Origin of the sequence: uncultured Campylobacter sp. (genome assembly GCF_938002845.1) — a bacterium.
Classification (GTDB): Bacteria; Campylobacterota; Campylobacteria; order Campylobacterales; family Campylobacteraceae; genus Campylobacter_B.
The window spans coordinates 1-11,762 of the sequence record NZ_CALKZP010000039.1 but is presented as its reverse complement, the minus strand read 5'-3'; the positions used below and the strand labels follow the sequence as shown (position 1 = coordinate 11,762).

11 protein-coding genes and 1 rRNA gene are annotated in these 11,762 nt (G+C 48.9%); 6 read left to right on the top strand and 6 right to left on the bottom strand.

Features of this window, described 5'->3' with window-relative positions; genetic code table 11:
- Positions 1-179: 179 nt before the first annotated feature.
- From Q0224_RS05785 to Q0224_RS05775, 3 genes are all read right to left on the bottom strand, one after another.
- Entirely contained in the window at positions 180-461 is a 282-nt protein-coding gene (locus tag Q0224_RS05785; RefSeq protein ID WP_297949823.1) for a type II toxin-antitoxin system RelE/ParE family toxin, read from the bottom strand.
- A complete protein-coding gene (locus Q0224_RS05780) occupies positions 458-709 on the bottom strand; it encodes a hypothetical protein (RefSeq protein ID WP_291939341.1) in 252 nt (83 codons plus the stop codon). The genes Q0224_RS05785 and Q0224_RS05780 overlap by 4 nt, the downstream gene beginning before the upstream one ends.
- A 102-nt stretch (positions 710-811) precedes the next feature.
- Positions 812-1,150, bottom strand: a complete 339-nt coding sequence (locus Q0224_RS05775; RefSeq protein ID WP_297949822.1) for a GNAT family N-acetyltransferase — start codon at positions 1,148-1,150, stop codon at positions 812-814.
- Positions 1,151-1,469: 319 nt separating this feature from the next.
- Between Q0224_RS05775 and Q0224_RS05770 the strand changes: the two genes are divergently transcribed.
- The gene (locus Q0224_RS05770; protein ID WP_297949821.1) at positions 1,470-2,456 is read left to right on the top strand and encodes an amidohydrolase family protein; all 987 of its coding nucleotides are present in this window, start codon (positions 1,470-1,472) and stop codon (positions 2,454-2,456) included.
- Positions 2,457-3,375: 919 nt separating this feature from the next.
- Here the strand turns inward: Q0224_RS05770 and Q0224_RS05765 are convergent.
- Positions 3,376-4,110 (bottom strand): alpha/beta hydrolase-fold protein, encoded by a 735-nt coding sequence (locus Q0224_RS05765; RefSeq protein ID WP_297949819.1) that lies wholly within the window; start codon positions 4,108-4,110, stop codon positions 3,376-3,378.
- A gap of 79 nt (positions 4,111-4,189) precedes the next feature.
- Here Q0224_RS05765 and abc-f point away from each other — a divergent pair, with 79 nt between their 5' ends.
- Genes abc-f through Q0224_RS05745 form a run of 4 tightly spaced genes read left to right on the top strand, consistent with a single transcriptional unit; the run spans position 4,190 to position 8,816 of the window.
- Positions 4,190-6,142 (top strand): ribosomal protection-like ABC-F family protein, encoded by a 1,953-nt coding sequence (abc-f, locus tag Q0224_RS05760; protein ID WP_297949817.1) that lies wholly within the window; start codon positions 4,190-4,192, stop codon positions 6,140-6,142.
- Positions 6,143-6,147: 5 nt separating this feature from the next.
- Positions 6,148-7,356, top strand: a complete 1,209-nt coding sequence (locus Q0224_RS05755; protein ID WP_297949815.1) for a M48 family metallopeptidase — start codon at positions 6,148-6,150, stop codon at positions 7,354-7,356.
- Complete coding sequence (gene prmC, locus Q0224_RS05750; RefSeq protein ID WP_297949813.1) at positions 7,343-8,143, top strand: peptide chain release factor N(5)-glutamine methyltransferase; 801 nt, start codon at positions 7,343-7,345, stop codon at positions 8,141-8,143. The genes Q0224_RS05755 and prmC overlap by 14 nt, the downstream gene beginning before the upstream one ends.
- Before the next feature lie 7 nt (positions 8,144-8,150).
- Positions 8,151-8,816, top strand: a complete 666-nt coding sequence (locus Q0224_RS05745; RefSeq protein ID WP_297949811.1) for a uracil-DNA glycosylase — start codon at positions 8,151-8,153, stop codon at positions 8,814-8,816.
- Between the two features lie 477 nt (positions 8,817-9,293).
- Here the strand turns inward: Q0224_RS05745 and Q0224_RS05740 are convergent, their stop codons facing one another.
- Together Q0224_RS05740 and Q0224_RS05735 are read right to left on the bottom strand one after the other, a co-directional pair.
- The gene (locus Q0224_RS05740) at positions 9,294-9,689 is read right to left on the bottom strand and encodes a YbgC/FadM family acyl-CoA thioesterase (RefSeq protein ID WP_297949810.1); all 396 of its coding nucleotides are present in this window, start codon (positions 9,687-9,689) and stop codon (positions 9,294-9,296) included.
- Positions 9,679-10,203: a DUF4149 domain-containing protein gene (locus Q0224_RS05735; RefSeq protein WP_297949809.1), complete on the bottom strand. Its 525-nt coding sequence runs from the start codon at positions 10,201-10,203 to the stop codon at positions 9,679-9,681. The genes Q0224_RS05740 and Q0224_RS05735 overlap by 11 nt, the downstream gene beginning before the upstream one ends.
- Positions 10,204-10,986: 783 nt before the next feature.
- Between Q0224_RS05735 and Q0224_RS05730 the strand changes: the two genes are divergently transcribed.
- Positions 10,987-11,762: ribosomal RNA gene (locus Q0224_RS05730) — 16S ribosomal RNA — on the top strand; the annotation flags it as partial.

Genomic DNA, 11,762 nt, shown 5'->3' with positions numbered 1-11,762 from the left:
TGTTTTTGTATGCCGCGCGATATGCGTAAAATTAGAATTTACGGCGCCGCGCGCGAATATGCGGTGATTTAGCGGGGACGAGCGGTTGATTTCTTTGGCGCTACTGCGGCGGCGAATAAGTAATTTTAATAAACGGAGCGCGGAATTTTAAACGCGGATGTTTTTAAATAAGCGTCAAGCTATCTCAATAGATTTTGCTTAAATATCGCTAGGATAACGATCGTATCGTTGGGTTCATCTATTAGATATGGGATTACGAAACCCTTGAATATGAAATCTCTAATTCTATCATCGTCAAAGCTTTTTGATCTACGAAATTTATACGGCATAAAGCCAAGCTTGCCTGCTCGCGCAAAAAGCTCGTTTTTAAAATTTTCTGCCGCATCCCCCGAGCGCTCTGCGATAAATTCTACGATCTTGCTAAGCTGCGCGCGAAATCTTTTAGACTGGATTATTTTCAATTTTTCCAGCCCTTGCCTAGCTCCTCAAAGCCGCTTAGATCGCCGTTTGCGTATGATTTTAAGTCCGCATCCATTCCGTTTTTTATCTCGTCGTAACTTTCGCCTGATCTAAATTCCGATAAAATCGTTTCTAAGCTTTTCTCGCCGCTTAGAGTGATCTGCGCGGAGGGATCGATTTTTAAAAAAAGTTTCTTAAAAGTTTCGAGAGTATCGCGATCGACGCCGCTTTGGATCTGCATAGTGATCATTTTGGCTCCTTAAATTTTAGCGATTATAGCAGCTCATAGCTAAATTTAAAATTCCAACCGTTTTAGAGCTAAAGCTCGATAAAATTTTAAAATTTACGCCCGCTAGATCGAATTTCGCTTCCTCATATGAACCGTGAAGTGCTCCGACGCGTCCTTAAAGCCGCACTTTTGTAGGAATTCTCCGGCACCCTCAGCCTTATGCAGAGGGGTCACGACAAAGGTGGTGGTGTGCGCAAAGCGTTTATTAAAGGCATTCACGAGCGCCGTGCCGATACCGCGCCTTTGATAATCCTTATGAACTATCACGCAGTAAAGATAGCTTGTAGCGAAGTTGTCGCGGTCGCAAAACGCCTCCAGCACCCCTACGGTCTTGCCCTGCGTTTTGGCGATCGCCACGTAATCATAGGTGCGCCACACCCTGTATGTCTCGTGCGGCGGCACGGAAGCTGCGTTTTGTTCCGTATCCCAGCGACCCCGATCATTATCTCATCCAGATCGCTAGGCTTAAAATCGGCGGAATTTTCTAAAATTTCAAACTCCATCTTCGCTCCTTAATTGAAATAGCTTTTCAAATCGCAAGTATATCGTCGTAGCTTTAAAACGGCATTAAATATCAATTAGCGGCTTTTGCGGCGAGGTTTAAATTTTAAAATTTAAAGGCGCGGCAGGGCGCGGTACGTGAATTTAGACCCAAATTTAAAATTCTAACTATTTACCGCAATTTGATATAAACTCGGCAAAATTTTTCCAAGGATCCCCGATGCAAACGCTTGATTTTCACGTCCATCTGCTAAGCAAGGAGGTGCGCTTCGATCGCCCTTACGACAGGCTCGCGCTGCGCCTTTTCGGCAGGCGCTTCGGCATAGACGTATCGCGCGCGATCAAAGAGCCATACGAGGCCTATGTGGACGCTCTGCTCGGCGGGCTTAGAGCTTCAAAATACGTTAAAAAGGCGGTGCTTTTCGGCGTGGATGCTAAATTTAGCGACGCGGGCGAGCTAATCCATCGCGATAAGACCGTCTGTGCGGACAACGACAGCGTGTTTGAAATTTATCAAAAAAACCCGGATCTCATCGTACCGTTTTTTAGCATCAATCCGAAGCGAGCGGATGCGCTAGATGAGATCGATCGCTGCTTCGAGCTCGGATTTAAGGGAGCGAAATTTTTACAAAATTATTGGGATCTGGATACGAGGCTGCCCCGCTACGTGCCGTATTTTGAAAAGCTCGCCAAGCTCGGCTTGCCGCTGGTGATCCACGTCGGCAACGAAAGCTCGGTGCCCAGCACTCGCCGCTGCGAAGCGCTGGAGATGATCTACGCGCCGCTTGAGCTGGGCGTTACGACGGTGTGCGCGCACATGGCGATTAACTACGAGTATTCGCATATCTTTCGTGCGCTCTCGCGCCGCCCGCGAAATTTCGGACACGATTATTTCGCGCTTCTGGCGCTTCTGCGCACGCACAAGAACCTCTACGCCGATGTTTCGGCGCTGATGACGCCGGTGCGCGCGAAAGCCCTGCCGCATCTAGCAAGCCAAACGGACGTGCACTCGCGCCTGCTTTACGCTTCGGACTTTCCGGTGCCGTATTCTGCGATATATAACACCTACGATCTGCGCCTGTCGCAGCGTATCGCGCTGCATAAAGAGCCCAACCCTTTCGATCGCAACGCGCGCGGGCTGCTCGCGTATTTCGGCGAGGATAGCGAGCTGTGGAGCAATTACAAAAAAATTCTGCCCTTTGCGTAGACGGCGAAATTCGGGCGTGCGGTTAGAATTCGGTACATTTGCAGCTTTTCGCAGTTGGTTTCGAGCAAATGACATAGTGAGCGCGAGTAATGGAGCGGTCGGCGCTGTCTGTATAGCGAGAGAAAAGGCGAACGTGCGTCGGGCAAAGCGCTCAGTAGAGAGCCGATAATGAAGCATGCGCCGCGAAATTTCACAGGGCAAAATTCTGTAAACGGCAATTCGCAAAATTCTGCAAATTCTGCCGCCGTAAATTCGGCAAATATCGGCTTAGTGCCCACTAACTGCTAAATTTTAAAATTTAAACCGAGTGGCGCGTATCGTAGCGCCAAAGCGCTCTTTGGTGCAGTGTAAATTTTGAAATTTCAGCGGTAAATTTGGCTCGTAGGTGCACTAAATGAAACGGCGAGATCATACACGGCGCCGCGCTGCTGTTTAAATTTAGCTTGCAGGCATGCTAAATCCTGGCCGCGACATGATTTGCTTTAAATTTTACAATGACGGCTGGCTTTAAATTTTAAACCGCTAGCGCAATCTGCAAAATTTAGCGGCAGCCCGCCTGAAATCCGCACCGCATCGCGCCGTCGTATCGCAGCGACGAGCTGCCGTATATTTACGCTCAAAACCGATTCGCACTTACCAAAGCCGCTGAAATATCAACGATGCGCTGTATAATTCGTGCCGAATTGCGTAACGCCATTTTTGCGACATTGCTCATGCTATAAAATTTAACGCGGGTTTGTTTTAAATTTCATTGCATCGCACAAAAAGACCGTTCGCGAGAAATTATAACGGCGGCTCGCTTTAAATTTGCGCTTCGTGTCGCTTCTTGGCTCGTTTCTTTCAATCTCTCGCAGCACCTGTTTTGTCACGCCTGCCGTTTAATCGCCCGTCCCGCTAAATTTTAAAATTTGCTCTAATTTTAGGAGTTTACCAGCTTCAAAAGCGCCTTTGAAATTCTTGCGATCTCATCTTGCATGTGCCCGCCCGGATTTTGCTCAAACTCCGCTTTTGCGCCCGCGCCGCGGCATTTTGCGATGAAATTTCGCGCCGTCTCGCCGCAGAGTGCTCCGCGCGGATTTTTCGGGTTCATCTCGGCCTCGCCCAAGGACGCGTAGACGTGCGCCAGCCCCCTTTGCGGCGAGTGTGCGGCGACGAAGGCGTCAAATCCGCCGAACCAAAACGACGCTGAGACGCAGGCGATCTTTTGAAATTTATCGCTCGCAAACGCCGCATACGCGCTAAAAAGCCCTGCCAGCGAGTATCCCGCGCACGCTCGCCACGCAGGTTTGCCCGCGCCGAATACGTGTCGCTCGATACGCGGGATCAGCTCGTTCGTAAATTTTTCCAAGTGCGCCGCGCCGCCACCTGCGAAATCGCGCACCCCCTTAAACGGCGATTTTGCCGCCCACGGGCTGAGCTTATCGCCCCACTGCGCCTCGCTTAGATAGATCGCCGCAAGCATGAAATCCGCGCCGCTTCGTCGCGAGACGAGTTCGTAAATTTCGCCCACACTGGCCGCGCTAAACTCCAAGGCGTGCAGGTAGATGATAGGTGCGGACGCGGCTTCTTTTGTAAAGGAGGGCGCAGGCGCGAAAGACGGCGCGTGCGGGGTGAAAATTTCTACGCGCAGGCCGTCAAATTCCAAACTTTGCATCGCTAAACCTTTAAAAGTTATTAAAATTTAATAGAATTTTGTGTAAAATCATCAAATTTAACACTAGAGGAACTTAAAATTGGCTTTGATCGAGCTTATCGATGTTACGAAAAAATTCGGCTCTCACGTCGTTTTAGACGGCGTAAATTTCGCACTGGACGCTAACGAGCGCGTCGCCGTGATCGGCAAAAACGGCGGCGGCAAGTCCACGCTGATGAAGATCGTCGCGGGTCTGTGCGAGATCGACGAGGGACGCGTGATCACTCAAAACGGGCTAAACATCCAGATGCTCGCTCAAACGCCTAAATTTGACGAAAATCTCTCAGTCAAAGACGCACTGAGGCGGGAGCTAGCTGAAATTTACGCCGCCCTTAGCGAATACGACGCGATCTCGAGTAAAATCGCTGCACAGCCCGAAAACAAGGAACTTTTAGCGCGCCAAGACGAGCTGATTAAATTTATCGAAGCCAAGGACGGCTGGCAGATCGACAATAAGATCGAGCAGGTGCTGCAAAATTTCGGGCTTAAAATTTACGAAAACCGCTCCGTCTGCACGCTTAGCGGCGGCGAAATTCGTCGCGTGGCGCTGGGCGCGCTGGTGCTTAAAAAGCCCGACGTGCTGCTGCTGGACGAGCCCACGAACCACCTCGACGTCTATATGGTGAAATTTCTAGAGGAGATGCTGCTTAGCTCGAAGCAGACGATCGTTTTTATCAGCCACGATCGCTACTTCATCGACCGCTTGGCGACGCGCAGTATCGAGATCGAAGAGGGTAAAATTTCAAATTTCGACGGCGGATACGAGAACTATCTGAGGCGCAAGCAGGAGATGCTTGCTTCGCTCGAAAAGTCCCACGAGACGCTGCTTAAACAACTGCGCGCCGAGGAGGAGTGGCTGCACCGCGGCGTAAAGGCGCGCCTAAAGCGTAACGAAGGGCGCAAGGCACGTATCATGCAGATGAGGCAGGATGCGAAGAAAAACCCGGGCGCGATCCGTCGCGTGCGGCTCGAGCTGGAGCGTGCGAGCAGGAGCTTTAACGGCATGGGCGGCGACAATCGCAAAAAAATGCTCTTTGAATGCACGAATATCGGTAAAATTTTAAATGGCAAGGTGCTTTTCAAGGGCTTTTCAGCGCGGGTCTTGCAGGGCGAGCGCATCGGTATCGTAGGCGCTAACGGCGCGGGCAAAAGCACTCTGCTTAAAATTCTACTCGGCCGCAGCAAGATCGATGCGGGCGAGATCAAACGCGGCGAGATCAGGATCGGCTACTTCGATCAGACCCGCAGCGGCATCACGGACGATAAAAGTATAATCGAAATTTTCTGCCCCAACGGCGGCGATCATATAAGCGTTCGCGGCAGCTACATGCATGTATACGGATATTTGAAAAATTTCTTGTTTCCGAAGGAATTTTTAGATAAGCCCGTGGGCGTGCTTAGCGGCGGCGAAAAGAACCGCTTGGCGCTTGCCAAGCTCTTTACCGAGCAGTACGATTGCCTGATCTTGGACGAGCCGACGAACGATCTTGATATCGCGACGATCAATATTTTGGAGGACTACCTGTTAAGCTTCGAAGGCGCGGTAATCATCGTAAGCCACGATCGCTATTTCATCGACAAGATCACGAATAAGCTTTGGGTTTTTGAAAAAAACGGCGTTATCGATCAAATTCAAATGCCCTATTCGCAGTATCTGGAGTTTGAAGACGAGATGGCGGAGATTGATCAGATCGAGGCCGACGCGGGCGCGGGCGCGAGCGCAGACGAAGGCGGCCGCGAAAATAAAAAGGAAAAAACGAGCGCCGCGAAGCTTAGCTACAAACAGAATAAAATTTTAGAGGAGTATCCCGCTAAAATCGAGGCTATCGAGGCGCGTATAAAGGAGCTAAATCACGCGCTTTCGACCCCTGAAATTTATCAAAAGCTCGGTATGCAGGGGCTTTTTGAAGAGCTTGAAGAAAAAAGAGGAACGTTAAACAGTATGGAAAATGAATACTACGAAGTGCTTTCGCTCGCCGAGAGCCTAAAGTAGGCGCGATGGTTTGGTTTTTGATCTTTTTATACGCGCTTTACACGATTTATAAAATTTCGCTCGATCTGCTCGAGCTAAGCTTCATCCGCGCCAAGCTAAAGGAGCCTGCGGTGGTGCTTAGCGAGGAGGATTATCGCAAGGCGGGCGAGGTTGGTGCGGTAAATTTAAAATTTAATATATTTTCGCACTGCTTTTCGTTTGCGGTAGCGCTTGTTTGGATACTTGCGGGCGCGGGCGCGTTGCAGCGCGCGATATATGATCTAGCGGGTGATGGGATTTTGGCGGGGAGCTGCTTTGTAACGGCGTTTTTAATCATCGGCGGCGCGGCGGCGCTTCCGCTTGAAATTTACAAAACCTTCGTCAAAGACAAGCGCCTAGGCTTTTCCACGATAACGCCCGCCGTTTTCGTAAAAGACACGCTAAAATCGCTCATGCTCACGCTGGTTTTCGGCTTTGCGGTAGCCTCTGCGCTCGTTTTTTGCGTAAATAGCCTAGGCGCGCACTGGTGGGTCTGGGGCTTTTTGCTAAGCTTCGGCATAGTTTTACTGATAAATTTAATCTATCCGACCGTTATCGCGCCGCTGTTTAATAAGATGCAGCCGCTAGAGCAAGGTGAGCTAAAAGAGCGCATAGAGGAACTTTTGCAGCGCTGCGGCTTTAAAAGTAGCGGCGTTTTTACGATTGACGCAAGCAAGCGCGACAAGCGCCTAAACGCCTATTTCGGCGGCTTCGGCGCGACGAAAAAGGTCGTGCTTTTCGACACGCTCATAGAGAAGCTTAGCGAGGATGAAATTTTAGCCGTTTTAGGGCACGAGCTCGGGCATTTCAAACACGGCGACATTTTGAAAGGCTTAGCGCTTAGCTTCGTGCTTTTGGGCGCGACATTCGCGGTATTCGGAAACCTCCCCGCAGGCGTGTTCGGCGCGCTAGGACTTAACGCGGACGGCGGCGCGACGCTAGTTTTTATGATTTTGTTTGCGCCGATTTTGCATGCGTTTTTTGAGCCGGTGATCTCCAAGCTTAGCCGCATGCACGAATTTAGCGCGGACCGGCATGGCGCTAGCGTGCAGGATAAAAAGAGTATGATCGGCGCGCTAAAGAAGCTGGGCAGCGAAAACAAGGCGTTTCCGCTCGCTCATAAAATTTACGCTGCGGTGTATCATTCGCACCCGAGCCTGTATGAGCGCATAAGAGAGCTTGATGAGGATCGCTGAGGCGCTAAGATGGGGCTTGGGGCAGTGCGGCTCAAAATACGTCGCGCGCGAAATTTTAAAGCTTTGTGAGCGACTTAGCAGCGAAGAACTCGTGCTAAGATGCTCTGAAGAGTTCGCGCATGAAGCGGAGTTTCGCGCCAAGATAGCCGAGTTCAAAGACGGCCGCCCGCTTGAATACATCACGCAAAGCTGCGAGTTTATGGGCTTTAAATTTTACGTCGACGAGCGAGTGCTGATACCGCGCTGCGAGACCGAAATTTTGGTAAAAAAAGCGCTTACTTTGGCGCAGAGCTTGGGCGAGCCGCGCATTTGCGAGATCGGCACGGGCAGCGGCATAATCGCTATCTGTTTAAAAAAACTCCTTCCTTCTTGCCGCATCGCGGCCAGCGACATCAGCGCGGATGCGCTTGAGGTGGCGCGCGCAAACGCCGCAAATTTGGGCGCAGACGTCGAGTTCGTACACTGCGCCTACGCGGATGAGATCGCGGGCGAGTTTGATCTCATCGTCTCAAATCCGCCCTATATCGCAAACTCCTACGCATTGGACGCGCGCGTGCTGCAAGAGCCGAAACAGGCGCTGTTTGGCGGCGAGAGGGGGGATGAAATTTTAAAACGCATCGTGTTGATCGCCGCACGGCGCGCAAAATTTCTAATCTGCGAGATGGGCTACGATCAAAAGCAGAGCCTATCGGCGTTTTTGCGCGAGCAGGGCTTTAGCGCGGAATTTTACGAGGATTTGGCGCAGTTTGATCGCGGATTCGTCGCGCGAAATTTAAACAGATCGTAGGCGCGCCGTGCAAAGCTCGCAACTACGCAGACTGCTTTATTACAAAGCGTTCGGCTACCGCTACGTAGGCGCCGAAATTTTAAGCGGCAGCGAGCGATTTTTTAAGGCGCTGGACGCGCTGAAATCCGCTACCGCCGAGTGCAATCTCTGCGAACTCGCCAAAACGCGCACTGGAAGCGGCGAGCAAAATTTTAAAAATTTCAAAACTATCAAAAATTTTAAAAATTCTAAAACTCCCGCGAACGTAAAACTTATGATCGTAGCTCTTGCGCCGGGCGCTAACGAGGGTTTTGGCGGCGGTTTGGAGGCTGAAGTAGCAGCGGCGCTAGATCAAATTTGTGCGCCCGAGCAGATCTATTTTAGCTTTCTGATAAGGTGCACAGTGCCGCAAAATAGGCGCATAAACTCGGAAATGATCTTAAAATGCGCGCCCTATCTGACCGACGAGATCAAAATTTTAAAACCCAAAGTCGTGCTCTGCCTAGGGGAGCTCTGCTGTAAAATCGTGCTGCGAAACGGCGATCTAGCGGGCATGGACGTGCTGCACGGCTCGGTTTTTAACGAGGGCGGCATTAGCTTCGTGCCGAGTTTCGATCCCGCATTCATCGCGCAAAATCCGAGCAAAGCGGAGCTTTTCAAAGAGGATCTGCAAAAGATAAAAGAGCTGCTGTGAGGCACATTTGGCGCTTTCTTTGCGTGCTATTTTGATTTTGTGCGCAGCTTTTTGCACACGCATTGTGATTTTTGTTACGGTGGGCGAGCGCGGACGGGGCGAATTTGATCTGCTTAAATTTTACGGGCGAGCGGGATTTTAGCGGAGTAAAACACAGACTCGATCTGCGCGGGTTTAAATTTGAAGACGAGAAATTTCATAAAGCGGCGGAGTAGGGCAAAATTTAACGCCATTGCAAAATTCCGATATTTTTAAATTTTGCTTTCTATTTCGGGGTGCGTGAGGGATTTGCGTCGCGACGTAGCGTTAAATTTAAATCTTAACGCCGAGTGAAATTCTATGTCGTAAAATTTTACTAAGCTCGCAAATTTTATTACCGTCCAAGAGCTCTGCGTATTTTTTGATTTTACGCCGAAAAGCCGATCTGCGCTATGTTTGCACCGCACGACTAGGTAAATTTTAACCCGTGAAATAAATTTATCTCAAAGATTTGAAAAATTCTAAAATTTCAACGCTAAATTTGATCGGCCTGCCGTCTTTTACGAAGGCGATTTTTACGTCCTGCACGTATAAAAGCTCGCTAAAATCGACGTTTTTAATATCTTTGATCTTGTAAATTTCTTGTCGCAAAAGGGCGCTGGCGTTTTTGAGCGCGGCTAGGCTCGTGCGAATTTCAAGCGTATCGCCGAGGCGTGCGGGGCGGAGAAATTTAGCGCAAAGCTCGCTAACTACGAAGTGTGCGTCCGCGTGTGCGAAGTCCACCCCTGCTTGCATAAGCGCCTCGCTGCGCGCCCGCTCGCAAAATTTTATATAGTTGGCGTGATACACGATGCCCTGCGCGTCGGTATCTTCGTAGTAAATTTTAATCTGCATCGGCTGTGCTTTGCTCCGGTGCTGCCTTTTTTGTGGCGAGGGCGGGGAGGATTTTTGCGAAAAACAGCACCGTTTGAAACACGATGATGAGTTTCATGCACCATTCGCTAGCCGCGTGGATTTGGGCAAATTCCGGCGTCATCGTTGCTTCTGCACCGATCTTCTGGGCATTTATGACGTAGTCGGTAAAGTAAAGCACGAAAAGTAGGGCAAGTATGATATTTACGAGCGTCAGCATCAAGGTCGAAAGGCGCAAGCGAAAGGATTGGGATTTGTTGTTGTTGAAATTTATCATCTCAAAAACTAGGCAGATGACCGAGACTGCGATGAGGATGCCGCCGTATTTTACGAAGATCTCGCTCATTAGCTTGCCGCTTTGAAAGTGCGATAGCACGCCCTCTCCGATAATCTGCTGCGGGAAAAATACCACCGGCGCTACGAGTGCGCCGAGCGAGAACTCGATGCCGATAAGGGCTGCGATGATGAAGATATAGATAGAAAAAATTGCGCGCATAAAGGTCCTTTTAAATTTTGATAAATTTTAAATCGGACGTGATTATAGCGAAATCTTATAATCGTGCGCTTAAGTTTTTTGCAAGCGGGTTTTATGCGCGAATGGATGCGGTCGGCAGTCGCGAATTGCGGCATATCGCGGTATAATGAAATTTTAGTTTGGATGCGGTCGTTTGCGAAATTTATAAAATTTTTACGGAGGCTGGAGATGAAATTTGTCTCAGGCATGCTAAGCATAAAATTTCATTATAAAATTTGAAATTTTCCAAAACCGTTTTTTAAAATTTCTCTTGATTATTCAGCCCCCTTTAAGCATCGCTCTTGTATAATCACAATTCTGTTTCGCACCGAGCCGAACCTGCTTTCTTAACTCTTAAGTCCTAGTAGTTTTAGCCTTTTAGCGAACGCGTTTTTTAAAATTTTAACTGTTAAAAACAAATATCTTTAGTCAATCTTTGAAATCTAAACAAGTGATCGATTGAGCCTATGGATTTAGATCCGTTAAAGGATTTAAGTTCATAAAAACAATGTTACAAAAACATAAAGTTTTTAGATTAAAAACTTCATAATCGTATCTACCTGTTTAAGTATAAAGAGTTTAAATCATAGATTAAATTAAGACGCAGAATAAGACCGAAGCTTAGCTTTGGTCTTATTAATGCTATCCTTAGAGATTTATGATTTATGAGAAACGAAGTTTCGAATAAATCTTTGTAACTTTAGGTGGGTGCAGGGAGCGAAAGCTCCCGCTCGCAGTAACGGCTTTGCCGTTGCGAGAAGTATAAATATGGAGAGTTTGATCCTGGCTCAGAGTGAACGCTGGCGGCGTGCCTAATACATGCAAGTCGAACGGAATTTAAAAGGGCTTGCTCTTTTAAATTTAGTGGCGCACGGGTGAGTAATATATAGCTAATCTGCCCCTTGCTGGAGGACAACAGTTAGAAATGACTGCTAATACTCCATACTCCTTTTTACCATAAGATAAATCGGGAAAGAATTTCGGCAAGGGATGAGACTATATCGTATCAGCTAGTCGGTGGGGTAACGGCCTACCGAGGCTATGACGCGTAACTGGTCTGAGAGGATGATCAGTCACATTGGAACTGAGACACGGTCCAAACTCCTACGGGAGGCAGCAGTAGGGAATATTGCGCAATGGGGGAAACCCTGACGCAGCAACGCCGCGTGGAGGATGACACTTTTCGGAGCGTAAACTCCTTTTGTTAGGGAAGAATAATGACGGTACCTAACGAATAAGCACCGGCTAACTCCGTGCCAGCAGCCGCGGTAATACGGAGGGTGCAAGCGTTACTCGGAATCACTGGGCGTAAAGGACGCGTAGGCGGATTATCAAGTCTCTTGTGAAATCTAACGGCTTAACCGTTAAACTGCTTGGGAAACTGATAATCTAGAGTAAGGGAGAGGCAGATGGAATTCTTGGTGTAGGGGTAAAATCCGTAGAGATCAAGAAGAATACCCATTGCGAAAGCGATCTGCTGGAACTTAACTGACGCTAATGCGTGAAAGCGTGGGGAGCAAACAGGATTAGATACCCTGGTA